Origin of the sequence: Streptomyces sp. NK08204, from assembly GCF_020400585.1 — a bacterium.
GTDB lineage: Bacteria > Actinomycetota > Actinomycetes > Streptomycetales > Streptomycetaceae > Streptomyces.
In genome coordinates, this window is the sequence record NZ_JAINVF010000014.1 from 55,917 (window position 1) to 79,755 (window position 23,839).

The following is a 23,839-nucleotide window of genomic DNA, read 5'->3' on the forward strand; positions in this document are numbered from 1 at the left end:
GATCAGTCCACCTTCCCCGAATTGGCCATGGATGGTGTTCCATCCCAAGCCACAGAGTGTCATGCATCAGGCCACCGCCACCACCCAGGGGGTATTCGTGTCCATTCCCGGCCGTCTCGGACGACGGTTGATCCAGCTGTACGCCGGACTCGCGCTCTACGGAGCGAGTTCGGCGCTCCTCGTCCAGGCGGACCTGGGTCTCGAACCCTGGAACGTGCTGCACCAGGGGATCGCGGAACTCACCGGGCTGAGCATCGGGGTGGTGTCGATCATCGTGGGGGCGGCGGTGCTGCTCCTGTGGATACCGCTGCGGCAGCGCCCCGGGCTCGGCACGGTCTCCAACGTCTTCGTCATCGGGCTCGCCCTGGACGGCACCCTCGCCCTCCTCCCGGAGACGCACGCGCTCCTCGTACGGGTCCCGCTGCTGCTGGCCGGGATCGTGCTGAACGGCGTGGCGACCGGCCTGTACATCACGGCGAGCTTCGGGCCGGGGCCGCGTGACGGGCTGATGACGGGCCTGCACCGGCGCACCGGCCGCTCGGTGCGGCTGATGCGGACGGGGATCGAGGTGACGGTGGTGGCCACCGGGTTCGCCCTGGGCGGCACCATCGGCGTCGGCACCCTGCTGTACGCGGTGTCCATCGGACCGCTGGCCCAGCTGTTCCTGCGGACGTTCGCCGTCCCCGCGGCGTCGGGCGGCAGCACGGTCGTTGCCAGGCAGACACCCGGACGAGCGATACTGCGTCGGTGAGCACGCCGATACGCACCCGCCACCCGTACCTGGACCACCCCGGCCCCATCCCCTTCGCCCATCGCGGCGGGGCCGCCGACGGGCTGGAGAACACCGCGGCGCAGTTCCGCAGGGCGGTCGAGCTGGGCTACCGGTACATGGAGACCGACGTGCACGCCACGGCGGACGGCAGGCTCGTCGCCTTCCACGACGCGACCCTGGACCGGGTCACCGACGGCATGGGCCGCATCGGCGACCTGCCCTGGGAGGAGGTGCGGCACGCGCGCGTGGGCGGCCGCGAACCCGTGCCGCTCTTCGAGGAACTGCTGGAGACCTTCCCCGACGTCCGCTGGAACGTCGACATGAAGGCCGAGTCCGCCCTGCGACCGCTGCTCGAACTGATCGAGCGCACGCAGGCCTGGGACCGGGTGTGCGTGGGCTCCTTCTCCGAGGCGCGGGTGGTGCGCGCACAGCGGCTGGCCGGGCCGCGGCTGGCCACCTCGTTCGGCACGCGCGGGGTGCTCAGCCTGCGGCTGCGCTCCCTGGGGCTGCCGGTCGCGGTACGCCGGTCCGCGGTCGCCGCCCAGGTGCCGCAGGCGCAGTCGGGCGTTCCGGTGGTCGACCACCGCTTCGTGCGCACCGCCCATGCGCTCGGGCTGCAGGTGCACGTGTGGACGATCAACGAACCGGAGCGGATGCACCGGCTCCTGGATCTCGGAGTCGATGGCATCATGACCGATCACATCGACACGTTGCGCAAGGTCATGGAGGACCGCGGCGTCTGGGTCTGACCGCCCGGGCGCCGGAACCGCACCTTCGCACGGCACGACAGCGGAGAAGCGAGGGTGCGTATGAGCATCGGCACCGTGCGGGCGGAAACGCCCGACGACAGGGCCGAACGGCAGCGTGAGCAGCGCGGCTGGTACGTCTACGACTGGGCGTGCTCGGTGTATTCGACGAGCGTGCTCACCGTGTTCCTCGGCCCGTACCTCACCTCGGTCGCCGAGTCGGCGGCGGACGCCGACGGCTATGTGCACCCGCTGGGCGTCCCGGTCCGGGCGGGCTCCTTCTTCGCCTACTCGGTGTCCCTGTCGGTGATCGTGGCAGTCGTGCTGATGCCGCTGGCGGGCGCCGCGGCCGACCGCACGGGCCGTAAGAAACCGCTGCTCGGCGCGGCGGCGTACACGGGGGCCGCGGCGACCACGGGCATGTTCTTCCTGGACGGCCACCGCTATCTGCTCGGCGGGGCGCTGCTCGTCGTCGCCAACGCGGCGCAGTCGGTTGCGGCGATGGTCTACAACTCCTATCTGCCGCAGATCGCCCCGCCCGAGGAGCGGGACGCGGTCTCCTCGCGGGGCTGGGCCACCGGCTACGCGGCGGGCTCCCTGGTGCTCGTCGCGAATCTCGTCCTGTACTCCGCACACGACTCCTTCGGCCTGTCCGAGACGGCGGCGGTCCGCGTCTGCCTGGCCTCGGCCGGTCTGTGGTGGGGCACCTTCACCCTCGTACCGCTGCGCCGTCTGCGCGACCGGCACGCGCGCGTGGAGCACACCGGCGCACCCGGCCTGCGGCAGCTCGCGGCCACCGTCCGGGACATGCGCCGGCATCCGCTGACGCTGGCGTTCCTGCTGGCCTACCTCGTCTACAACGACGGCATCCAGACGGTGATCTCCCAGGCCTCGGTCTACGGCTCCCAGGAACTGGGGCTCGGGCAGTCGACGCTGATCGAGGCCGTGCTGCTGGTGCAGGTGCTGGCCGTGGCGGGCGCGCTGGCGATGGGACGGCTGGCCCGGACCTACGGCGCGCAGCGGACGATCCTCGGCTCACTGGTTGCCTGGACGCTCACGCTGGCGGCCGGCTACTTCCTGCCCGCCGGGGCGCCGGTGTGGTTCTTCGTGCTGGCCTCCGGGATCGGGCTGGTGCTCGGCGGCAGCCAGGCGCTGTCGCGGTCGCTCTTCTCGCATCTGGTGCCGCCCGGCAAGGAGGCCGAGTACTTCTCCGCGTACGAGGTGAGCGACCGCGGCATGAGCTGGCTCGGGCCGCTGCTGTTCGGCGTCACCTACCAGCTGACCGGAAGCTACCGCTCCGCGATCATCTCGCTGGTGGCCTTCTTCGTCATCGGATTCGCCCTGCTCGCACGGGTTCCGGTGCGGCAGGCGGTCCGCGCGGCGGGCAACCCCGTTCCGGAGAAGATCTAGCCAGAATTTAGCGCTCGGGGCGAAAGCGCTGTAGTATACGCCTTTGGCCTGCCAGGCGTACCGTTACTGCGCGTCAAAGACGCCGAAACGTTGGGTGACATCTGCTAGCAGATGTGACAAACCGGGCGCCTGTGGGTAGAACAAGGGGCGGCTACGACGGCGACGCATGACCCGGAACGGGACCCGGAACGGGAATCTTTACCGCCGACCGGACGTTGACCGGATGACGACGACAGCGACACCTGTCCTGTGGGCGACAAGCCCGGGAGGCACGATTCATGAGTGAGCGAGCTCTTCGCGGTACGCGCCTCGTGGTGACCAGCTACGAGACGGACCGCGGCATCGACCTGGCCCCGCGCCAGGCCGTGGAGTACGCATGTGAGAAGGGGCACCGTTTCGAGATGCCCTTCTCGGTCGAGGCGGAGATCCCGCCGGAGTGGGAGTGCAAGGTCTGCGGGGCCCAGGCACTCCTGGTGGACGGCGACGGTCCCGAGGAGAAGAAGGCAAAGCCTGCGCGTACCCATTGGGACATGCTGATGGAGCGCCGCACGCGTGAGGAACTCGAAGAGGTCCTCGAGGAGCGTCTGGCGGTCCTTCGCTCCGGGGCGATGAACATCGCGGTTCACCCCAGGGACAGCCGCAAGTCGGCGTAGTCCCCTACCGGACCGCCGGAGAACGCACGAAACAACCGCGGGCGCCGTACGTGAGTCAACGTACGGCGCCCGCGGTTTGGCATACCGCCTTCTCGCTCACCGGGTCAACGGCGGCCACTGCTCCCCCGGCTCGGGGCGGTCCTCCCTGATGACCTCACCCGGTACCACCTTCCCGTCCGGCCGGTGCATGCGTACCTGCTGGAAGGCATCACCCAGGCTGCCCGGCGCGGACCGGCGCAGCCTCCTGTCCAGAGCGCCCTCCGCGTAGCGGCTCACGGCCTTCTGGACCGGCGGGACCAGCAGGAGCAGGCCCGCCGCGTCCGAGACCAGGCCAGGGACGAGCAGCAGCAGACCGCCGAGCATCATCAGCCCGTTGCCGCCCCCGCCTCTTGGCGAACCGCCTTGCTGCACGGCCTCGTTGAGGTTCTGGAAGGCGCGGCGGCCCGCCCGCTTGATGACCACGGAGCCGGCCACGACGCCCGCCACCAGCAGCAGGAACACGGTCGGACCGCCGGCCGCGCCCGCGACCACGGTCAGCAGCCAGATCTCCAGTACCAGCCAGGCGGCGGCACCCAGCGGCAGGTATCTGCGCAGCGGGGAGCGCCGGGGCCGGGCGGTGGTCGGGGAGGTCGGGGCGCCAGTCGTCATGGTCCCAGTGTGCCTGGGCGCGGCTCAGCGCGGGATAAGGGGATGGACGGCCTGATGGACGGCCGGCCGGAGCGGGCGCCGGTGTTACGGCTGCTTGCCCTTGCCGGTGATCCTGCCCACGCGGTCCCCGACACCCCAGGCGGTCACCCGCCACAGGGCCTCGACGAGGATGTCGCGGCTCATCTTGGAGTCGCCGAGTTCGCGCTCCACGAACGTGATGGGGACCTCGACCACGTGGTAGCCGGCCTTGACGGCACGGCGGGCCAGGTCGACCTGGAAGCAGTAGCCCTGCGAGGCGACCTCGTCCAGGCCGAGCCCTTCCAGGGTCTCGCGGCGGAAGGCGCGGTAGCCGCCGGTGATGTCCCGCAGCGGCAGGTCGAGCGCGAGGCGGGAGTACAGGCTGCCGCCGCGGGAGATGAACTCGCGGGACTTGGGCCAGTTGACCACCCTCCCGCCGGGCACCCAGCGGGAGCCGAGCACCAGGTCGGCGTTCTTGAGGGCGGTGAGCAGGCGGGGCAGTTCCTCGGGCTGGTGGGAGCCGTCGGCGTCCATCTCGATCAGCACGCCGTAGCCGCGCTCCATGCCCCAGCGGAAGCCCGCGAGGTAGGCGGCGCCGAGGCCCTCCTTGCCCTTGCGGTGCAGCACCTGGACGTGGTCGTCCGCGGCGGCCAGCTCGTCCGCGAGCTTGCCGGTGCCGTCGGGGCTGTTGTCGTCCGCCACCAGTACGTGGGCCTCGGGGACGGCCTTGCGTACCCGGTCCACGATGGTCTTGATGTTCTCCGCCTCGTTGTAGGTCGGAATGATCACCAAGGCCGTGCCGAGCGGGCCGTACTTCTTCCCCTGGGCCTTGCCCGCGAGGGTCCCGTCGCCGTCGTTCACTGCTGCCCCTTCTGGTCGTACGCAGGCACCACCATAGTGGCCACGGCCTGCACTGACGTTCCGGCACGTGTGTATGGGGGTGTCGATTCCTCAAGAGTGGGGTAAGAAGACCCTTTTCGGCCTGCGCGTCCGCGGCGGATGGGGGCCCGGCGCCCTTCGGGCCGACCTGGGACCCGCTGGCTGCGGGTCGACCGAAAGCCGTTGTCTACTGAGCGCCCGGGCCCCACCCGGGTCACACCTCCCCCGAGCTCTCGACTTCGCTCGAGCAGGGGGACTCCCACCCCGGAACATTCCCTCGTCGGCGCGGGCACTGAGCCTGGCTCCCAGCGACGGTGCCCCGGTACGGCACACCGTCCCTGACCCAGCGGCGCTTCGACGAGTGCGAACGCTCCCAGGTCGGGCGTCCGGTGGTGGACTCGGACGAACCTACCGGCCGACGGCCGCCGACTGTCAACAAGGGTTTGGCCTGCGCAAACAATCTACGGTTCACGCGGAGCGCGGAGGAGGCGCAGGTCGGGCGACGGACGGCGACGGGCGGTCGCCGCCGTACCGGCCCCGCAGATCACTCGCCCGGCCGTACGAACACCGTCCGCCCGCCGACCACGGTCCGCAGGCAGACCGGCAGGTCGCGGCCCGGGGTCAGGTCGGGCAGGCCGGGCGTGCCGGAGCGCGGGTCGGTCGACCAGCGGGCCACGCGGTCGTCGGGGGCCTGGACGACCAGTTCGCCGGTGTGCCACACGGCGTAGTCGGCGGGTGCCCCGGGCACCAGGACGCCCGCGTCGTCGCGCCCGATGGCCCGCCAGCCGCCGCGCGTGTGCGCGGTGAACGCGGCGCGCACGGAGACCCGGTGCTCGGGCGTGCGGTGGAAGGCGGCGGCGCGGACCGTGCCCCAGGGGTCGAGCGGGGTGACGGGGCTGTCGGAACCGAAGGCGAGCGGGACGCCCGCGCGCAGCAGGGCCGCGTAGGGATTGAGGGTGCGGGCCCGCTCGGCTCCCAGCCGGTCGGCGTACATGCCGTCCTCGCCGCCCCACAGCGCGTCGAAGGCGGGCTGGACCGAGGCGATCAGGCCCAGCTCGGCGAAAGCGGCGACGGTCTGCGGGGTGAGCATCTCGGCGTGCTCGACGCGGTGCCGGGCGGCGCGGACACGGGCCAGGCCGACCTTCTCGGCGGCGGCGCGCACGCCCTCCACGACGGCGGTCACGGCGGCGTCGCCGATGGCGTGGAAGCCCGCCTGGAGGCCGGCCTCGGTGCAGGCGACGACGTGGGCGGCGACGGCGTCGGCGTCCAGGTAGGCGGTGCCGGTGTGGTCGGCGTCGGCGTACGGCTGGTGCAGGCAGGCGGTGTGCGAGCCGAGGGCGCCGTCCACGAAGAGGTCACCGGCGGCGCCGAGCGCGCCCAGTTCGCGGGCCTTGTCGACGTTCTGCTCGGCCCAGTAGCCGACCACGCGCGGCCCCGGCACCGTGGCGGCGAGCCTCAGCAGGTCCGTGAAGTCGTCCTCGGAGGAGATCTCCGGTCCACCGCACTCGTGCACGGTTCCGATGCCGAGGGAGGCGGCGTGGGCGAGGGCGGCGCGCTGGGCCTCGGCCCGCTGGGCGGGGGTGACGGCGGCGAACGCGGCGCGGCGCACGGCGTGGTGGGCGTCGGCGGTCAGCGGGCCGTCGACGGGGCCGAGGCCCGGCACGAGGTCGATCAGCGCGGAGGTCACGACCGCGGAGTGGACGTCGATGCGGGAGAGGTAGAGCGGGCGTCCGCCGGTGGCCGTGTCGAGTTCCGCGCGGGTCGGCGGTCGGCCTCCGGGCCAGCGGGCGGCGTCCCAGCCGTGGCCGAGCAGGACGCGGTCGTCCGGGCGGGCGGCGGCGAAGTCGCGGACCCGGGCGAGGGCCGCCTCCAGGGAGGGCGCGTCGGACAGGTCGAGGCCGGTCATCGCGAGGCCGGTGGAGGTGGTGTGGACATGGGCGTCGGTGAAGGCCGGGGTGACCAGGGCGCCGTCGAGGTCGAGCACCTCGTCCACGCCGTCGGCGAAGGCGTCCGCGGCGCCCTCGGAGCCGACCCAGGCGACTTGTCCGGCCTCGACGACCATCGCTGTGGCGAAGGGGTCCGCGGGGCTGTGCACCTCGCCGCGGCGCAGGAGGACGGTCTTGGGGGGCTCGGCGGTGCGCTCACTCATAGCGGACAGTTTCTCTCGCCTGCCGGGGGCGGTTGCACCTGGGGCCGTGCCCGGCCCGGCGGGCCGCGGTCAGATCCGCGGCGGGCGGGCCTCGTACGGCGTCGACAGGACCACCGTGGTGCGCGTCGACACCCCGGCCAGGCCGCGCAGCCTCGCCAACAGCTCTTCGAGTTCATGGGGGGTGGCCACGCGCACCTTGAGGATGTAGTTCTCGTCGCCGGCGACGCTGTGGCAGGCCTCGATCTCGGGGACGCCTGCCAGGCGGTCCGCGATGTCGTCAGGGGCGCTGGGGTCGAACGGCTTCACCGAGATGAAGGCGGTGAGCGGCAGCCCGACGGCCTCCGGGTCGACCACCGCCGCATAGCCGCGGATGACGCCACGCTGTTCGAGCCGTCGCACCCGCTGGTGCACGGCCGACGTGGACAGGCCCGTGGCCTTGCCCAGATCGGTGTAACTCATCCGCCCGTCCTTGACGAGCAGCTGCACGATTTGACGGTCCAGCTCCTCCATGGCGCAAAAACCTACAGTGCCTCTGATCTCCTCGGATACATCTGCACCGCAGGTCACACCCGGTTCGTGATGCGCCTCGGACAAATACCCCACACCGGGCACACTTCCGTGGCATGTGACGAACGCCACATGCCACTGGGCGCGCTCCGTGATGTTCCCGTGATTACCGCCGAGACCGGACGGGAAATGCTTGCTGTGGTCGAGGCCTCAGTGCCTTTTCGGCCCAGCCTTCAGGGGGAGAATCCCATGCAGAGTGTCAATCGCGCCGGTCGTTCCGCGAACAAGCGGCAGTCTCAGGTCGTCGACCCCGATCCGGAGGGCGTCGAACCCGACCTCTTCGAGCTCGAGGACCTGGACACCTACGACACCTTCGAGATGTACCGGGTCACCTGCCCGGACTGCGCGCAGCCGATCGCCCTGCTCGCGGACGAGGAGGTTCTGCCGGAGCACGCGCTGTGCGCCTCGCCGTGGAACCCGTTCGGGCTCACGGTGTGTGCGGGCACGGGCCGTCCGGCGGCCGACGCCCGCCCAGCGGACGAGTCCTTCGCCCCGCAGGAGCAGGACACCGCCCTGCTGCTCACGCTCCCCCAGGGCCTGAACTGGCGTACGCAGCCCTTCTCGCACGCCGGCGGCCCGGGCTCTCGCCCGATGCGCGTACCGGTGATGCGCCGCCAGGCCGCCTGAGTCGCCTCACCCGCCCCAGTAACTGCCCTGCACCATGGCTCGCAGGCCGTCATGGTGCAGGATCAGTGTGTCCGGCCGCCGGTACGGCGACCTCCCCGAAACAGGCCCGCCCCCGCCGGTCGGCGATTCCCACGGGGCAAGCGCCGTCGTCTCCCGGTCGGGGACGGTCGCGTGGCGTACGCAGCCCTTCTCGCACGCCGGCGGCCCGGGCTCTCGCCCGATGCGCGTACCGGTGATGCGCCGCCAGGCCGCCTGAGTCGCCTCACCCGCCCCAGTAACTGCCCTGCACCATGGCTCGCAGGCCGTCATGGTGCAGGATCAGTGTGTCCGGCCGCCGGTACGGCGACCTCCCCGAAACAGGCCCGCCCCCGCCGGTCGGCGATTCCCACGGGGCAAGCGCCGTCGTCTCCCGGTCGGGGACGGCCGCGGGTCCGAAGCCGTCGTGGACGACGTTTCCGGCACATCGCCCCGGATGCCGCGCAGGACGGTTCCCGCACGGGCAGGGTGAGGAGGCCGGCCTCCGTCCCGGGCCCTGGTCATGCAGCCGGGCGAGGGGGTGGGAGCCGGTGAACCGGTGGATCACGGCGGCCGGACGAGCTGTGCTCGATGATGCCGTACCCGGCCCTGGGCGGAGTGCTCGCTGCGGCGGGGCGGGTTCCCGGAGGAGGCCGGAGCAGGGGTCGGACGGCGGTGAACTCACGCTCGAATGCGTCGAGCGGTGACCTGCCCGGCCGCTGCCGCGTTGCCCAGGCATGACCCCCATGTACCCGGCAACCGGGCGTCAGCGCCGAATCTTCGTCCCCCGCCCCGGAGAATCGGTTCCGCCTCCACCGGCGCAGCCGGACCCGCCGATCTACCGTGATCTGCTGCGCACCTGGGCCGACCGGGGCCGCACCCTGCCGGGCCGCCACGACCCGGAGTGGGTCAGGCTGGCGGCCCCGACGGTCACCAGGGGGCAGTTCAGCGACCCTCGGGTCCCGCCACGTGACGGGCTATGACCAGGCGCTGGATCTGGTTGGTGCCCTCGACGATCTGCAGCACCTTGGCCTCGCGCATGTAGCGCTCGGCCGGGAAGTCGGCGGTGTAGCCGTAGCCGCCGAGGATCTGGACGGCGTCCGTGGTGACCTTCATGGCCGTGTCGGTGCAGTGCAGCTTGGCCATGGCGGCCTGCTTGGAGAAGGGCTTGCCCGCGTCACGCAGCCGGGCCGCCGCGAGGTACAGCGCCCGGCCGGCCTCGATCTGGGTGGCCATGTCGGCGAGCATGAAGCGCAGGCCCTGGAAGTCGGATATGGCACGCCCGAACTGCCGGCGCCCGGTGGCGTAGGCGACCGCCTCGTCCAGCGCCGCCTGGGCGACGCCTATCGCGCAGGCGGCGATGCCGAGCCGCCCGGAGTCGAGGGCGGAGAGGGCGATGCCGAAGCCCTGCCCTTCCTCGCCGACGCGGCGGTCGTCGCCGACCCGGACGCCGTCGAAGTGGATCTGGGCGGTGGGCGAGCCCTTCATGCCCATCTTCTTCTCGGGGGCCGCAGCGCTCAGGCCCTCGGCGTCACCGGGCACGAGGAAGGCTGTGATTCCACGGGGGCCCTCGGCGCCGGTGCGGGCCATGACGGTATAGAAGTCGGCGATGCCGCCGTGCGTGATCCAGGCCTTGGTGCCGTTGATCACCCACTGGTCGCCGTCGCGGACGGCCTTGGTGCGCAGCGAGGCCGCGTCCGAGCCGGAGGACGGCTCGGAGAGGCAGTAGGCGCCGAGCAGGCCGCCGCCGAGCATGGCCGGCAGGTGCTCAGCCTGCTGCTCCTTGGTGCCGTAGGTGGCGAGCGCGTAGGAGGCGAGGCTGTGCACGCTGACGCCGAGGGCGACGGTGAGGCGGGCCGCGGCCAGCTCCTCCAGGACCTGCAGATAGACCTCGTACGGCTGGTCGCCGCCGCCGTACTCGGAGTCGTACGGCAGACCGAGCAGGCCGGATTCCGACAACAAGGTGAAGACCTCGCGCGGGAAGCGCCCGGCGTCCTCCTCCTCGGCGGCCTTCGGTGCGATCTCGCGCTGTGCAATCTCACGGACGAGCGAGATCAGGTCTCGCGCTTCCTCCGTTGGCAGCTGACGCTCCACCGGCTGCGGGTCGCGGTCGGACATGGCGTCGGTCTCCTCCCTGTTCGGGCACCGGCGGTCTGACCCGCTGGGTGGGGGCGGCTCCGCCTGATCGTTCCGGTTCTGCCGAAGGCACCGGCCTCCGGGTCTCAGAGGCCGCTGACCAGCGGCTGCGCTGTGAGTATGCCCGATCGACGAGTGCGCGTCACCAGTTAACGACCGCTTACTTCGAGAATCCGCCAGCGTCGTCACGGCGAGCCGGTGGCGGGGCCGGACAGGACGGGTCCAGCTCTTCGATGGCCCGCAGGGCACCGCCGAGGGTCTTCACCAGCAGATCACGCAGCGCGTCGCGGGACAGGCCGGGCCGGTCGATCCAGTCCAGCACGGCGCCCTCGACGCCGCACACCCAGGAGAGCAGGCCGGTGCGGGCCAGCGGGGAGATGGCGCGGCGGCCGTAGGCGCCTTCGGCGATGGTGGCGATGATCGCCTCACGCACACCGTCCCGGATGGCGTGCACCTCCGCGTCGAAACCGACCCCGCCGCTGACGATCGTGCGGTATGCGGCCTGGTGGTGCTCGGCATAGCGGAGGTAGCGGTCGACGGTGCGGTGGACGCGGTCCACGGCAGGCAGTTCCAGCCCGCTCGCGGCGAAGCTGACCAGGTCGGCGACGGAGTCCTGGACAATGGCCAGATAGTAGCCGCGCTTGGACTCGAAGTAGTAGTAGATCAGCCCCTTGGCGACACACGCATGGCGGGCTATGTCGTCCATGGACAGCGCGTCGTAGGACGTGTCGGCGAACAACTTCCGCCCGATGGCGATCAGTTCGGCGCGCCGCGCCTGTGAACGCTCGGTGCCGCGCGCCCCGGGAGGGACGGCGGCACGCTGGTGACGCATATTCACATTCGACCCTGGTTCAGTCGGTCGGCGGGATATCCGAAGTATGTCAGAACAAGGGTCGCGCGGTTGACGATCAGAGCAGTCCGAGCTGGGTCACCAGCATCGCGGTCACCGCGACCAGGACCCAGCCCATGAGGTGCTCGAGGATCTTCGGCCCGTCTTCCTGAGGGCCGCCCGTGCGGGCGCGGGCGCGGGTGGTGGTGGCCACGTGTGCGGTCATGGTTTCTCACAGAGGTCGGACGTACAGGATGAAACCCCCCGCCATCCGTCCACCTTGCCACCCGCGGCACCGCTTGCGGCGGAGATGTTGGTCACATGATCAGCGCACGCCCACCGCCGCGAGTGCCTTGCGCTGGCGCGGGCTCGGCTGGGCCGGGAAGTACAGGTAACAGACGCCTCCCGTGCCGGAGACGACCTTGCCGGTGGAGTTGTACCGCTTGGTTCGCAGCCAGATGTTCTCGAACTCCCGCCGGAGGTAGACGCGACGCACCGCCTGGTCGCTCGGTGAGGCCGGGTCGTTGGCGATCACGTCGCCGTCCGCGGTGAAACCGATGACCGTCATCAGGTGGCCGGACGTGCCGTAGCCGGCGCCGGTCAGCTCGGTCTTCAGGAAGGACTGCGACGTTATGGCCGGGATACCGGCCGCGATCAGGGTCTCCAGGTCGGTCAGCGAGGCGAGCCGGGTGACGACGCCCTGCAGGTCCGGGAAGGTGGCCGCGTAGGCGGCGTTGAACGGCCAGTTGCCGCAGCCCTGGTACTGGTAGTCGTAGGTGAAGCGGGCCGCATGGTCGACCTGGGGGTCGGCGTAGCTCGGATCGACCCAGGACAGCTGCTCGGGGGTGAGCCGGCCACCCCAGTACTCGATGATCATCTGCGAGGAGGTGGGGCTGCACCAGGCCTCGCCGCCGTTGTCGTACTGGGGGTACTGCCCCTTGTGGATCTCCTGCGAGTAGCGCGGGACGGCCAGCTCCTGGGCGAGGCCCGGAGCGGAAGCCGGGACGGTGAAGCGGTCGGGGATGTCGGAGCCCATGGCGCCGAGCCGCCACACGGTCGGGGTGAGGTGCGTGCCCGGGGTGCGGTAGAGGGTGAGGCGCAGGCGGTACGAGGTGAGGCGCAGGCCGGTGCCGGCGTCGTCGATCGCGAAGGTGTCGGTCCAGATGGTGCTCTTGCCGTCGCTCTGGCCGTCCACCGAGGTCCGCCTGATGTCCTCGTCCCCGGCCGCCCAGCGGCCCATGACGTACCAGGGCGTGTCCGTGCCGTCGCTGTAGGTGCCGCGCAGCTCGACCTGGAGCCAGGTGCCGGCCGGGGTGTGCGCGTTCCAGGAGGCGATGGCCTCCGTCGCCGGGACGGTGAGCTGGTGGACCGGGGAGGTCCAGGTGGCGTACTCCCAGGTGGCGGTGGTGCCGGTGTGCGGGTCGGTGTAGTCGGTGCGGCCCGCCGCGGCACCGATCTCGACGCCGGGACGCAGGCCGGCGACGGCCCGGACGCCCTCGGCGGTGCCGCACCGCCAGTCGCGGTACGTGGTCCAGGCGCAGTAGTCGATGGGGCGGGCCGGCTCCTGGCCGGTGTCGTCGGTTTCACCGATGACGGATGTCCGAGTGCTCGCGGCGGCGGGGACCGCTCCCCCGGCCACCGCGGCGGCCACGGCGACGGCGAGGACGGTTCTACGGGACGGCTGTTGGGCTCTGCTCATGGGCGCGACTACCCCCACGTGTCCGATTCGGGCAGGTCCGGTGCACGGTCGTGCGCCAACTATGGAGCAGGCAGCATGCCCCTGCCAGCACTTCGGCCCATGCCGCGCCATGAATATTGGTCTCGGCCACTGGAGCGGACCTGCGGACGCGGCACGCGTGTGGCACCTGCACGGCTGGACCTCGCACGCGGATGTGCCCCGCCAAGCCCCCGGGACCAGGCGCGACGCACCCCTGTCCGGATGGGACAAGACCTCATCAGGCCGGCCATGACGTGCGTGCCCAGCCGAGGCAGGGACCCCGGCCGGGCCGGTCCGGGACGAGCTGTGTTCGCGTCCGTGGTGGGGTGTTTCGTGTCGGGCCTGTGGTCCCGGGTGCGTCCGTGGCGAGGCGCCTTCGGGTCCGGTGTGCGGGCGATCGCATCCGGGCCCGGTCGTCCCGCGCGGCGCGCTTCCCAGCTCGGACACGACACGTCCCCTCCCGGACGGAAACCGGTCCGGCCCTGGTCAGACGTGACATCGCCCCCAGCCCTTCACGCTGCCCTCACGCGACACGGTCAGGACCTGGGCACGACACGGCCCCGGCGCGGCAAGGTGCCGTGCGCCGGGGCCGGGGTCCGCTGCGGCTGCCCCAGGGCCTCCGCAGGACCCGGGTCAGCCACGGTGGCCCGGGGTCAGCCGCGGTGGCCCGGGGTCAGCCGGTCTGGCCCGCAAACAGCCGGGCGAGACCGGGGTCAGATGAGGTCCATCGCGGCGACCTCGTCGGGGCGGCCGTAGCTGATCGGGCCGCGGAAGCGGCGGCGGGCGGTGGCGAACCACCACACCGTGGCCACGAGCAGGACAGCGCCCAGGGCGATCGGCGCGTAGTTGAAGGAGTCGGCGGTGATCGGCGAGGCCTGCGGCAGCATGAACAGGACGCTGCTGAGCAGGATCCAGATGACCGCCACCCAGCCGATCGGCCTGCCCCAGCGGCCCAGGTTCCACGGCCCCGGCTCGAACCCGTCGCCCAGCCGCAGCCGCAGGAAGATCGGGACGGCGTAGGCGAGGAAGAGCCCGACCACGTTGACGCTGACGATGGCGGTGAACGCCGTGTGCGACCACCAGCCCGGCACGATCAGGGCGAGCGAGCAGAGCACCGCGAGCCACACCGCCTTGACGGGCGTCCGGGTCCGCAGCGAGACCGAGTGCCACCAGCGCGAACCGGGCATGGCGCCGTCCCGGGAGAAGGCGAAGATCTGCCGGGTGTTGCTGGTGAGGTTGGCGAGGCCGCAGAAGAGCATCGCACCGATGACGACCAGAAGCATCAGCTTGGCGGTGCGCAGGCCCAGGCCGTCGATGAGGATCTGGACGGGCGGCGCGGCCGAACCGGCGACCTCGTCGTAGTCCCTGATGCTGTAGACCAGTGCGAGCATCAGGATCAGGCCGGTGATCGCCGAATAGCCGATGGACCGGGTGATCCCCTTGGGTGCGTTGACCGTGGCGTGGACGGTTTCCTCGGACATGTGGAAGCTGCCGTCGAAGCCGGTGAACGTCCAGCTGGTGACCAGCAGGCCGAGCATGCCGCCGTAAAGGCCGTTGGCGAAGCCGGTGTTGTTCTCGAAATGCGTCACGAAGGACGCCGACTGATGATGATCGGGCATCACTATGAGTGTGCTCACGATCACCACGAGTCCTATCAGCAGCCACCACACGGAAATACGGTTGAGCAGGGCGACGAGCTGGACGGTGTAGGTGTTGGCCAGGCCCTGGACCACGATGATCAGGCCCGTGATCAGGACCGTCTGGTGGGTGGTCGGGCGGTACGAGGTCCACTGCAGGGCGATGAAGGCCTGGATGAAGGTGGCCGCCGCATATCCGGTGGCGGCGGTGCCGCCGATCTGGCCCACGAAGTTCAGCCAGCCCGTGAACCAGGACCATGCACCCTTGTGCCGTTTGGCGAGTTTACCGGCGGAGAAATACAGCGCGCCGCTCGTCGGATAGGCGGACGCGACTTCTGCCATTGCCGCGCCGATGAACAGCACCATGACGGACACGCCGATCCAGCCGAACACGAGAATGCGCGGCCCGCCCGCGTTCATACCGAACCCGAAGGACGAGAAAATACCGGAAAGAATATTGATGATGGTGAAGGAGATAGCGAAATTGTCGAACGCCTTGAAGCGCCGGGTGAGTTTCCTCGGGTAGCCCATCGCATGCAGGGTGGCGTCATCGTCGAGTACGACGGGGGCAGCATCGCGGGCCGTCGCCCGTGACGCCGGAGTCCGTTCCGACACGGATCGACCTTTCTCTCGGGGGAGGAGCAGTCAGGAGCAGGGGAACGTGCGGGTCACAGGGGTCCGGGGACGGGCAGGCCGCAGGTGCGCCGGGCCCGGGAGAGCTGCTCGGCGGGGTCACCGAAGGCACTCCAGGGCATGCGCGAGGCGTAGGGGCCCATCGCCGTGAACACGGCCCGTGCCTCGAACGCGCACTCGGCCATGACCAGCGCGTGCGCGAGGTAGGCCAGGTCGAGAACCGGGGTGAAGCGGTAACCGGCCACCGTGGGCAGCCAGTTGTGGTAGATCGCCAGCGCGGTGGAGCGCCACTGCGGCTGTTCCCAGACCCGGTCGGCCAGCAACTGGGTGGGGTTGTAGCTCTCCACGAGGGCGACCAGGGGCAGCAGCCGCAGGGCGGAGCCCGCAGGCGCCCGCTGACTGAGGAAGGCGGCCACGTCCCAGGCCGCATTGACCGAGCCGCCGTGGCGGGTGAAGAAGAACGACAGGAACCGGTGATGGGCCTCACGGTGCCACGGATCGAGGGAGAGCACGTGCGCGAACAGCCGCCAGGGGCCCGGCGGGGCGGTGAGCAGCCCGTGCGGGGCGGGGTCGCGCAGCCGGTGCAGCCGGGCCATGGCCAGCTTGGCGACCCAGGGGGTGGGGTCGTCGGGGCCCAGGGCTGCGGCCCGGTCGCAGGCGGCCAGCGCGATCCGCTCCAGCATCTCGGCGCGCTCGTCCCGTTCGTCGGCGGCCCGCATCGCCCGCTGCACCGCCACCCGGGCCCACATCAGCGCGGCCTCGGGCGAGGGATCCTCGGCCAGCCAGCGCTCGACCAGATCGGTGCCGGCCGCCTCGGACGCCAGCACCAGGGACCGGTGGGCCCGCAGGGCGAAGTCGGACCGCGTCTCGGTGAGAGCCTCGTACGCGCTCCGATAACGCCCGGCTCGCACGTCGACGCATACGCTCGCCAGGACACGGTCGTCCGCCGCCGGATGCCATACATAGTGTCCTTCGAATAACCCCGCGGCCATACTCCCCTGTCCGTCCACGTTCGACGCATCGCTGTCGCGCTGGAGGCACCTTACTCAGCGGCGGGCACCCCCGGAACGCCGAATTCGACATATCGGTCAGCGGATTCGGAATGTTTTATCGGAGGATTGATCGATCGCCGACCGGTAGTTCAAAGCGCGACGTTTTCCAACGGCTTCCAGCGGCTTCCCACTGGCTTCCCGCCCGCTTGCCCCTGGCTGCCACCGGCCGGGTCCAGCGGCATGGCCCGTCACTAGACTGTTTCCGGAAACCCCTCCGCACCGCACCACACCTCGGGACTCGCCATTCACGACCTCGCCGCCCGGCTGCGCCGGCTCCCCCCGTCCCTCGGACCGGTCCGGCTGATCGGCATCGACGGGCACGCCGGCTCCGGGAAGTCCACCTTCGCGGGCCGCCTGGCCGCGGCGCTGGGCGGGGCACCGGTGCTGCACCTCGACGACATCGCGAGCCACGAACAGCTCTTCGACTGGACCGGACGGCTGCTGACCCAGGTGATCGAGCCTCTCGCCCACGGCGAGAGCGCGCACTACTCCCCCTACGACTGGTGCGCCCGCGCGTTCACGGCGCCGCGCCCGCTGCCGCCCGCACCGGTGGTCCTCGTCGAGGGAGTCGGCGCCGGCCGCCGGGCGCTGCGCCCGCATCTGGCGCGGCTGCTGTGGATGGAGCTGCCCAGCGAGGCCTCCTGGGCGCGCGGACGGCTGCGGGACGGTGCGGAGCAGCGGGAGTTCTGGGACGAGTGGGTCGCGGCGGAGCAGGCGCACTTCGCCGTCGACCCCTCCCGACCCCATGCCGATCTTCAGGTGTTGCAGACACCCGTGGGCTACCGGGTGCTGCCGGGGCCGGTTTCGCCGTCTGAGGCAGGCCAGGAGATCACTCACCGTGATGAGCCATCCGCGATGTGGTGAAACGGTGAAGAGCTTGACTGGAGAACTTCTTCGAGTGCCCCAACTGCGCTTGACCGGGGGACCGTGCAGGACTTACGTTCTCAATGTGCGGCTTTCGGAGCCGCCCGCAGACACGAAGCCCCCGGTTGTTCCCCCGTGATCGGGGGCTTCGTTCTGCCCCGTACCCCGTTTTCCGGCCGCCCCGCACACGCCGATGCTCACCCTCGGTCACCGCAGGGTGTGCTTCCCGCCTGCCCCCACCTCGCCGAACGGACCACTGCGCCACCCTTCGGCACGTGGCCCTGCCGCAGGTACGATGCCCTCGGTGCGACCTTCGAGCGGCTGCCTCGCGCACCTGCAACTCCGGTCCACGGCACAGCGGTTCGACCGCGGCGGCCGCCGGACGACTGCCCCGGTGGTGAACCACGGGGGCACGGTCTGTGGGGGGACGTGATGGACTTCGGCACGCAGGGCCCCGAGGCCCCGGCCGACCTCGCCTGGCTGCGAGGTGTGGACGCCTACACGATGGGCGCCTATCCGCAGGCGGAGGAGGAGTTCCGGGCCGCCGTTCGGCTGGACCCCGCCATGGCGGACGCCTGGCTGGGGCTGCACGCCTTACGGGTGGACACGACGACCGCGCTGCTCAGGATGTTCCGGCACCGGGACCGCTTCGGGGAGCAGCGCGCCCGGCACCGCCGATCCCTCAACTCCTGGTACTGGCTGGGCTGGTGGGTGCAGCCGGTGCTGGAGAGTCCGCGCGACCTGCTGCTCGCCCACGCCTCGCACTGGCTGGACGGCCGGCACGTGCCTGAGCTGGACCGGGCGCTCGCGGGGCTGCCGCCGGTGGACACCGATCCGCAGGTCCGCTTCCTGCACGCCTGCCGCACCTATCTGGTCAAGGACTGGGACCAGTTGGTACGGCACACCGACCCGCTGCTCGACGACCCCCTGCTCGGCATAGAGGCGGGCCTGTTCGGCGGCATGGCCCGGGTCCGGCTGGAGATGTACGGGCAGGCCGAGCCGCTGCTGTCGACGGCACTGATGCGCTGCCGCAGCGAGCAGCCCCAGCGCAAGGAGCTGCGCTACTGGCTGGCCCGCGCCCACGAGGGCACCGGCCGCTCGGCCGCCGCCCTGCCGCTGTACCGGGCGGTGCACCGGGTCGACCCGGCGTTCATGGACACCGCGGCCCGGCTCGCCGCGATCACCGCGGGCGACGGGTACGACGACGCGGTGGATCTCGCCACGATCACCCTCACCGGGGCGGGGCAGGACGCGGTGGACGGGCCGGACGGGTTCGATCCGCTCTTCGGCGTCGAGGGCCGTGATCTGCGGCTGCCGGACCCCGACGCGCCGGCCGGTCCGCTGCCGTCGGTGGGCGATCCGGCGGTGCGGTTGAAGACCGGAGTGCCCTCGTCGCCGATCCCGGCCGGGCCGACCGACCCCGAGCTGCTCGCGGAGGCGCTCGCCGAGCTGGAGCGCATGGTGGGTCTTGAACCGGTCAAGCGGCAGGTCAAGGCGTTGTCCGCGCAGCTGAACATGGCCCGGCTGCGGGCCGGGCAGGGGCTGCCGGTGCAACCACCGAAGCGGCATTTCGTCTTCTCCGGGCCGTCCGGCACGGGCAAGACCACCGTCGCCCGGATCCTCGGCCGGGTCTTCTACGCGCTCGGGCTGCTCGGCGGCGACCATCTGGTGGAGGCCCAACGGGCCGATCTCGTCGGCGAGTACCTGGGCCAGACGGCCGTGAAGGCCAACGAACTGATCGACTCCGCGATCGGCGGAGTGCTGTTCGTGGACGAGGCGTACTCGCTGTCCAACTCCGGCTACGGCAAGGGGGACGCGTACGGCGACGAGGCCCTGCAGGTGCTGCTGAAACGGGCCGAGGACAACCGTGACCACCTGGTGGTGATCCTGGCGGGCTACCCGGAGGGCATGGACCGGCTCCTCACCGCCAACCCCGGACTGTCCTCCCGCTTCACCACCCGCGTCGACTTCCCCTCCTACCGGCCCCAGGAACTCACCGAGATCGGCAAGGTGCTGGCCGCGGAGAACGGCGACCTGTGGGACGACGAGGCACTGGAGGAGCTGCGGTCCATCGCCGGGCACGTGGTCGAACAGGAGTGGATCGACGAACTGGGCAACGGACGGTTCCTGCGGACGCTGTACGAGAAGAGTTGTGCGTACCGGGATCTGCGGTTGTCGGCGTATCCGGGGGCGCTGTCGCGGGAGGACCTCGCGACGTTGCGGCTGCCGGATCTGATGCAGGCGTACGGGGAGGTGCTGTCGGGACGGGGGCCGCAGGATCCGTCCGGCATGTAGGGGGCTGGGCGCGGGCGGGTTGTCACTCGCCCGCGCTTGCGGAGTGCCGCTGCGCCCGCCTGCCGCCCGGGGGCCTGCTGGAAGCAGCCGGGGAGGCACGACTGCCCTCGGAACGGCGGGGCGGTGCCACGAAGCCCACCCACGGCACCGTCCGGGCTACGTGGCCAGCGCCTCCTCCGGTTCCCCGCTCAGCCTCGGCTCCATCATCAGCTTCACGTCGGCCGTTTCCCGGTGTGCCGGGTCCCGTACCTCACCGACCAGCAGTTCCAGTACGTCCTCCAGGGCGACCAGGCCGAGCGCTCTGCCGTTCGCGTCCGCCACCTGGGCCAGGTGGGTGGCCGCTCTGCGCATCACCGTCAGGGCGTCGTCCAGGGGGAGTTCCGCGCGCAGGGTCGTCATGGGGCGCCAGACGTGCTGGGGCACCGCCCGGTCCGACTCCTCCAGGTCCAGGACGTCCTTGACGTGCACATAGCCCATGAAGGCACCCGTCTCCGCCGCCACCGGGAAGCGTGAGTAGCCGGTGCGGGCGGTCAGGGCGACGATCTCTCCAGCGGTGACCGACGGCGTCACCGTGACCAGTGACTCGCGTGTGAGGAGGACGTCGGTGACCGGGCGGGAGCCCAGCTCCAAGGCGTCCTCCAGCCGCTCCTGCTCCTCGGGGTCGAGCAGGCCCGCCTGCCCGGAGTCCTCCAGCAGGCGGTTGAGCTGCTCGCTGGTGACGACGGCCTCGACCTCGTCCTTGGGCTCGACGCGGAAGAGCCGCAGGATGCCCTGGGCGCAGGCGCCGAGGGCCACGGTGATCGGCTTGCAGAGGCGGGCGAAGTAGACCAGGCCGGGGCTGAGCCACAGCGCGGCCTTCTCCGGTGCCGCCATCGCGAGGTTCTTCGGGACCATCTCGCCGATGACGAGGTGGAAGAAGACCACGCCGGCCAGGGCGATGACGTAACCCAGCGGGTGGACCATGCCGTCGGGCAGCCGGACCGCCGCGAACACCGGCTCCAGAAGGTGGGCCACGGTCGGCTCGGCGACCGCGCCGAGCGTCAGGGAGCACATGGTGATGCCGAACTGCGCGGCGGCCATCATCTGCGGCAGCCGCTCCAGGCCGTACAGCACCTGGCGGGCCCGCGCGGTGCCGAGCGGTTCGATCTGGCTGCGGCGTACGGATACGAGCGCGAACTCGGCGCCGACGAAGAAGCCGTTGGCGAGCACGAGCAGCGCGGCGAGGAGCAGTTGGAGGACGCTCATCGGGCGGCCTCCATGACATTGACCGCCGGGACCGTCCTGACCAGGCGGACCCGTTCGGCGCGGTAGTGGCCGACCTGGCGGACCGAGAGCCGCCAGCCGGGCAGTTCGGCCCGGTCGCCGGGGGCGGGGATCCGGCCGAGCAGGTCGGCGACCAGGCCGGCGACGGTCTCGTAGGGCCCCTCGGGCACCTCGAGTCCTATGCGCTGGAGGATGTCGACGCGGCAGCTGCCGTCCACGTCCCAGGCGGGGTTGCCGTCCTCCGGGGGCACGGCGGCGAGTTCCGGCACGTCGTGGCCGTCGTGCTCGTCGCGCACCTCGCCGACGAGTTCCTCCACGATGTCCTCCAGGGTGACCACGCCGGCTGTGCCGCCGTACTCGTCCACGACGACCGCGATGGGCTGCTCGCTGCGCAGCCGGGCGAGGAGGGGCTGGACGGGCAGGGTCTCGGGGACCAGCAGCGCCGGGCGGGCGATGCGGCCCACCGGGGTGCGCAGCCGGTCCTGCACGGGGACCGCGAGGGCGTCCTTGAGATGGGCCATGCCGACGACCTCGTCGATCTTCTCCCGGTAGACGGGGAAGCGGGACAGACCCGTGGCGCGGGTGAGGTTGACGACGTCCTCGGCGGTGGCCGAGTCCTGGAGCGCGCTGACCTTCACGCGCGGGGTCATGACGTGCTGCGCGGTCAGCTCGCCCAGCGACAGGGTGCGCACGAAGAGGTCGGCCGTGTCCTGCTCCAGGGCACCGGCCTGCGCGGAGTGCCGGGCGAGGGAGACCAGTTCGCCGGGGGTGCGGGCGGAGGCCAGTTCCTCGGCGGGCTCGACGCCGAGCGCACGCACCAGGCGGTTGGCGACGGTGTTCAGTGCGGCGATCACCGGCCGGAACAGCCGGGAGAAGTGGTACTGGGGGCCGGCCACGAACCGCGCGACCTGAAGCGGCTTGGACACCGCCCAGTTCTTGGGCACCAACTCGCCGATCACCATCTGCAGCGCGGAGGCGAGCAGCATGCCGACGACCACGGCGATGCCGGAGGCGGCGCCTTCGGGGATGCCGGCCGCGGCGAACGGGCCGCGCAGCAGGTCGGCGAGGGCCGGTTCGGCGAGCATGCCGACGACGAGGGAGGTGATGGTGATACCGAGCTGGGTGCCGGAGAGCTGGAAGGACAGTTCCTTGAGCGACTCGACGACTGTGCGGGCGCGCTTGTCGCCGTCGGCGGCGGCCTTCTCGGCGTCCGGGCGCTCGACCGTCACCAGGCCGAACTCGGCCGCGACGAAGAAACCGTTGGCGACGATCAACAGGAAAGCCGCTCCGAGGAGCAGCAGCGGGATGGTCATGATGCCGCCGCCTCCGCGTACGCGCGGAACGGGTCCGCGATATGTCGGGAGGGGACGGCGCGGGTACTACAGGACGATCCGTCCATTGCTGGAGGGGGTCACTCCTCGGGTTGCAGGAACCCCTGTGCACCGGGCGGTGCAGCAGGGGTGGAGGCGTGGTGTTCCGCCTCTGCCACCAGATTAATCAAGACCGGGGTCCGTGCGGCAGGGTGGACGCCCCCGAGTGTGCCCGGAGTGAGCCCTGACTCAGCCCTGACGCCCCTGCGGATGGTGGACGGACCGCTGCTCCACCAGGGCGCGCAGGGTCCGCGCGTCGGCGATGGCGCGCTCCCTGGACATGCCCGGCTGGATGCCGAGCGCGGCCAGACTGGTGCCGTCGCTGAGGTCGAGGAACACCCAGGGATCGCCCGGACGGAGGTTCACCTGCAGGATCTCGGCCCAGTCCAGCCGCCGCCGGGTGGCGATGTTGACCACGGTGACCCCCGAGTCGTCGGCGACGACCTTCACCCGGGCGATCCGGGTCAGCACGTAGCAGATCAGCGCGCCGGTGACGACGAAGCTGAGCCGCTCCCCCGGGCCGATGTCCAGCAGCATCCCGACTCCGGAGATCACCAGAAGGATCAGCACGCCCGCGGTCAGCAGGATGGCCCGGGTCAGGGTCGGCCGGAAGGTGACGGGGAGGTCGGGCACGTCGGACATCTCGTTCTCGAAAAGCGGCTCGGTCTCGGCGGCGGGTCGTTCTCAGAGGCGGCAGGCGTGGATGGCCGTGGTCAGGATGGCGCGGGCACCGATGGCGTACAGGTCGTCCATGATCCGCTGGGCCTCCTTGGCGGGGACCATGGCACGAACGGCGACCCAGCCCTCGTTGTGCAGCGGGGAGACGGTCGGGGACTCCAGGCCGGGGGTGAGTGCCACGGCCTTCTCCAGCTGCTCGACGCGGCAGTCGTAGTCCATCATCACGTACGTGCGCGCCACCAGGACGCCCTGGAGGCGGCGCAGGAACTGCTGCACCTTCGACTCAGCCGCCTCCTCGGCGTCGGCGCCGGTGCGGCGGATGACGACGGCCTCGGACTTCATGATCGGCTCGCCGAAGACCTCCAGGCCGGCGTTGCGCAGCGAGGTGCCGGTCTCCACCACGTCGGCGATGACCTCGGCGACACCCAGCTCGATGGCGGTCTCGACGGCGCCGTCGAGGTGGACGACGGAGGCGTCGACACCGTGCTCGGCGAGGTGCCCGGCGACGATCCCCTCGTAGGAGGTGGCGACCGTCTTGCCCTTCAGGTCCTGGACGCCGTCGGCGGTGCCCGGCTTGGCGGCGAAGCGGAAGGTGGAGCGGGCGAAGCCCAGCGGCAGGATCTCCTCGGCGTCGGCGCCGGAGTCGATCAGCAGGTCCCGGCCGGTGATGCCGATGTCGAGGCGGCCGGAGGAGACGTAGATCGCGATGTCGCGGGGGCGGAGGTAGAAGAACTCGACCTCGTTCTCCGGATCGACGATCCGCAGCTCTTTGGACTCCCGGCGCTGCTGGTAGCCGGCCTCATGCAGCATCTCCGCCGCAGGGCCGGACAGTGAACCCTTGTTGGGGACGGCGATGCGCAGCATGAGGTCGGCTTCCTTTG

The 23,839-nt window shown here is 71.2% G+C and carries 21 protein-coding genes; 7 read left to right on the forward strand and 14 right to left on the reverse strand.

Features of this window, described 5'->3' with window-relative positions; all coding sequences use genetic code 11:
• Positions 1–61: 61 nt before the first annotated feature.
• From K7G59_RS21470 to K7G59_RS21485, 4 genes are all read left to right on the forward strand, one after another.
• Positions 62–751 (forward strand): YitT family protein, encoded by a 690-nt coding sequence (locus tag K7G59_RS21470; protein ID WP_225836621.1) that lies wholly within the window; start codon positions 62–64, stop codon positions 749–751.
• Positions 748–1,521 carry a glycerophosphodiester phosphodiesterase gene (locus K7G59_RS21475; protein WP_225836623.1) on the forward strand — a complete coding sequence of 258 codons (774 nt, stop codon included), beginning with the start codon at positions 748–750 and terminating at the stop codon, positions 1,519–1,521. Before K7G59_RS21470 ends, K7G59_RS21475 begins: the two co-directional genes overlap by 4 nt.
• 60 nt (positions 1,522–1,581) lie before the next feature.
• Positions 1,582–2,928 (forward strand): MFS transporter, encoded by a 1,347-nt coding sequence (locus K7G59_RS21480; protein WP_225836625.1) that lies wholly within the window; start codon positions 1,582–1,584, stop codon positions 2,926–2,928.
• A 278-nt stretch (positions 2,929–3,206) separates the two neighbouring features.
• On the forward strand, positions 3,207–3,581 hold the full coding sequence (locus K7G59_RS21485; RefSeq protein ID WP_003977404.1) for an RNA polymerase-binding protein RbpA: 375 nt from the start codon (positions 3,207–3,209) through the stop codon (positions 3,579–3,581).
• A gap of 96 nt (positions 3,582–3,677) precedes the next feature.
• Here K7G59_RS21485 and fxsA read toward each other — a convergent pair whose 3' ends face one another.
• From fxsA to K7G59_RS21505, 4 genes are all read right to left on the reverse strand, one after another.
• Positions 3,678–4,229, reverse strand: a complete 552-nt coding sequence (gene fxsA, locus K7G59_RS21490) for an FxsA family membrane protein (protein ID WP_225836627.1) — start codon at positions 4,227–4,229, stop codon at positions 3,678–3,680.
• Positions 4,230–4,313: 84 nt separating this feature from the next.
• On the reverse strand, positions 4,314–5,108 hold the full coding sequence (locus K7G59_RS21495; RefSeq protein WP_225836628.1) for a polyprenol monophosphomannose synthase: 795 nt from the start codon (positions 5,106–5,108) through the stop codon (positions 4,314–4,316).
• Between the two features lie 562 nt (positions 5,109–5,670).
• Positions 5,671–7,275: an amidohydrolase gene (locus K7G59_RS21500; protein WP_225836630.1), complete on the reverse strand. Its 1,605-nt coding sequence runs from the start codon at positions 7,273–7,275 to the stop codon at positions 5,671–5,673.
• 69 nt (positions 7,276–7,344) lie between these two features.
• Entirely contained in the window at positions 7,345–7,785 is a 441-nt protein-coding gene (locus K7G59_RS21505) for an Lrp/AsnC family transcriptional regulator (RefSeq protein ID WP_043498889.1), read from the reverse strand.
• Positions 7,786–8,031: 246 nt separating this feature from the next.
• Between K7G59_RS21505 and K7G59_RS21510 the strand changes: the two genes are divergently transcribed.
• The gene (locus tag K7G59_RS21510) at positions 8,032–8,469 is read left to right on the forward strand and encodes a hypothetical protein (protein WP_225836633.1); all 438 of its coding nucleotides are present in this window, start codon (positions 8,032–8,034) and stop codon (positions 8,467–8,469) included.
• Between the two features lie 960 nt (positions 8,470–9,429).
• Here the strand turns inward: K7G59_RS21510 and K7G59_RS21515 are convergent.
• The 6 genes from K7G59_RS21515 to K7G59_RS21540 all read right to left on the reverse strand — a co-directional run bounded on the left by K7G59_RS21515 (position 9,430) and on the right by K7G59_RS21540 (position 16,428).
• Positions 9,430–10,602, reverse strand: a complete 1,173-nt coding sequence (locus tag K7G59_RS21515; RefSeq protein WP_225836635.1) for an acyl-CoA dehydrogenase family protein — start codon at positions 10,600–10,602, stop codon at positions 9,430–9,432.
• Positions 10,603–10,780: 178 nt separating this feature from the next.
• The gene (locus tag K7G59_RS21520) at positions 10,781–11,452 is read right to left on the reverse strand and encodes a TetR/AcrR family transcriptional regulator (protein WP_225836638.1); all 672 of its coding nucleotides are present in this window, start codon (positions 11,450–11,452) and stop codon (positions 10,781–10,783) included.
• A gap of 76 nt (positions 11,453–11,528) precedes the next feature.
• Positions 11,529–11,675 carry an SCO1431 family membrane protein gene (locus tag K7G59_RS21525; protein ID WP_225836640.1) on the reverse strand — a complete coding sequence of 49 codons (147 nt, stop codon included), beginning with the start codon at positions 11,673–11,675 and terminating at the stop codon, positions 11,529–11,531.
• Positions 11,676–11,774: 99 nt separating this feature from the next.
• The gene (locus tag K7G59_RS21530) at positions 11,775–13,148 is read right to left on the reverse strand and encodes a peptidase C39 family protein (protein WP_225836642.1); all 1,374 of its coding nucleotides are present in this window, start codon (positions 13,146–13,148) and stop codon (positions 11,775–11,777) included.
• Between the two features lie 731 nt (positions 13,149–13,879).
• Positions 13,880–15,418 (reverse strand): amino acid permease, encoded by a 1,539-nt coding sequence (locus K7G59_RS21535; protein ID WP_225836644.1) that lies wholly within the window; start codon positions 15,416–15,418, stop codon positions 13,880–13,882.
• 53 nt (positions 15,419–15,471) lie between these two features.
• Positions 15,472–16,428, reverse strand: a complete 957-nt coding sequence (locus K7G59_RS21540; protein WP_225836645.1) for a hypothetical protein — start codon at positions 16,426–16,428, stop codon at positions 15,472–15,474.
• Between the two features lie 303 nt (positions 16,429–16,731).
• On the opposite strand from K7G59_RS21540, the gene K7G59_RS21545 reads away from it, so the two are divergent.
• Both K7G59_RS21545 and K7G59_RS21550 read left to right on the forward strand, forming a co-directional pair.
• Positions 16,732–17,352, forward strand: a complete 621-nt coding sequence (locus K7G59_RS21545; protein ID WP_225836802.1) for a uridine kinase — start codon at positions 16,732–16,734, stop codon at positions 17,350–17,352.
• Between the two features lie 432 nt (positions 17,353–17,784).
• Positions 17,785–19,647, forward strand: a complete 1,863-nt coding sequence (locus K7G59_RS21550) for an AAA family ATPase (protein ID WP_225836647.1) — start codon at positions 17,785–17,787, stop codon at positions 19,645–19,647.
• 156 nt (positions 19,648–19,803) lie between these two features.
• On the opposite strand, the gene K7G59_RS21555 is transcribed toward K7G59_RS21550, so the two are convergent.
• The 4 genes from K7G59_RS21555 to hisG form a co-directional block, all read right to left on the reverse strand.
• Positions 19,804–20,892 carry a hemolysin family protein gene (locus K7G59_RS21555; RefSeq protein ID WP_225836649.1) on the reverse strand — a complete coding sequence of 363 codons (1,089 nt, stop codon included), beginning with the start codon at positions 20,890–20,892 and terminating at the stop codon, positions 19,804–19,806.
• Complete coding sequence (locus K7G59_RS21560) at positions 20,889–22,223, reverse strand: hemolysin family protein (protein WP_225836650.1); 1,335 nt, start codon at positions 22,221–22,223, stop codon at positions 20,889–20,891. Before K7G59_RS21560 ends, K7G59_RS21555 begins: the two co-directional genes overlap by 4 nt.
• Positions 22,224–22,469: 246 nt before the next feature.
• Complete coding sequence (locus K7G59_RS21565) at positions 22,470–22,922, reverse strand: PH domain-containing protein (RefSeq protein ID WP_225836652.1); 453 nt, start codon at positions 22,920–22,922, stop codon at positions 22,470–22,472.
• A 42-nt stretch (positions 22,923–22,964) separates the two neighbouring features.
• A complete protein-coding gene (gene hisG / locus K7G59_RS21570; protein WP_225836655.1) occupies positions 22,965–23,822 on the reverse strand; it encodes an ATP phosphoribosyltransferase in 858 nt (285 codons plus the stop codon).
• Positions 23,823–23,839 lie beyond the last annotated feature (17 nt).

What these genes read in the sequence shown, in the direction of transcription:
- K7G59_RS21485 (WP_003977404.1), top strand. Translation starts at nt 3,207, where the DNA reads ATGAGTGAGCGAGCTCTTCGCGGTACGCGCCTCGTGGTGACCAGCTAC.
- K7G59_RS21505 (WP_043498889.1), bottom strand. Translation starts at nt 7,785, where the DNA reads ATGGAGGAGCTGGACCGTCAAATCGTGCAGCTGCTCGTCAAGGACGGG.
- K7G59_RS21500 (WP_225836630.1), bottom strand. Translation starts at nt 7,275, where the DNA reads ATGAGTGAGCGCACCGCCGAGCCCCCCAAGACCGTCCTCCTGCGCCGC.
- K7G59_RS21470 (WP_225836621.1), top strand. Translation starts at nt 62, where the DNA reads ATGCATCAGGCCACCGCCACCACCCAGGGGGTATTCGTGTCCATTCCC.
- K7G59_RS21530 (WP_225836642.1), bottom strand. Translation starts at nt 13,148, where the DNA reads ATGAGCAGAGCCCAACAGCCGTCCCGTAGAACCGTCCTCGCCGTCGCC.
- K7G59_RS21540 (WP_225836645.1), bottom strand. Translation starts at nt 16,428, where the DNA reads ATGGCCGCGGGGTTATTCGAAGGACACTATGTATGGCATCCGGCGGCG.
- fxsA (WP_225836627.1), bottom strand. Translation starts at nt 4,229, where the DNA reads ATGACGACTGGCGCCCCGACCTCCCCGACCACCGCCCGGCCCCGGCGC.
- K7G59_RS21560 (WP_225836650.1), bottom strand. Translation starts at nt 22,223, where the DNA reads ATGACCATCCCGCTGCTGCTCCTCGGAGCGGCTTTCCTGTTGATCGTC.
- K7G59_RS21555 (WP_225836649.1), bottom strand. Translation starts at nt 20,892, where the DNA reads ATGAGCGTCCTCCAACTGCTCCTCGCCGCGCTGCTCGTGCTCGCCAAC.
- K7G59_RS21510 (WP_225836633.1), top strand. Translation starts at nt 8,032, where the DNA reads ATGCAGAGTGTCAATCGCGCCGGTCGTTCCGCGAACAAGCGGCAGTCT.
- K7G59_RS21480 (WP_225836625.1), top strand. Translation starts at nt 1,582, where the DNA reads ATGAGCATCGGCACCGTGCGGGCGGAAACGCCCGACGACAGGGCCGAA.
- K7G59_RS21515 (WP_225836635.1), bottom strand. Translation starts at nt 10,602, where the DNA reads ATGTCCGACCGCGACCCGCAGCCGGTGGAGCGTCAGCTGCCAACGGAG.
- K7G59_RS21550 (WP_225836647.1), top strand. Translation starts at nt 17,785, where the DNA reads ATGGACTTCGGCACGCAGGGCCCCGAGGCCCCGGCCGACCTCGCCTGG.
- K7G59_RS21525 (WP_225836640.1), bottom strand. Translation starts at nt 11,675, where the DNA reads ATGACCGCACACGTGGCCACCACCACCCGCGCCCGCGCCCGCACGGGC.
- K7G59_RS21520 (WP_225836638.1), bottom strand. Translation starts at nt 11,452, where the DNA reads ATGCGTCACCAGCGTGCCGCCGTCCCTCCCGGGGCGCGCGGCACCGAG.
- hisG (WP_225836655.1), bottom strand. Translation starts at nt 23,822, where the DNA reads ATGCTGCGCATCGCCGTCCCCAACAAGGGTTCACTGTCCGGCCCTGCG.
- K7G59_RS21565 (WP_225836652.1), bottom strand. Translation starts at nt 22,922, where the DNA reads ATGTCCGACGTGCCCGACCTCCCCGTCACCTTCCGGCCGACCCTGACC.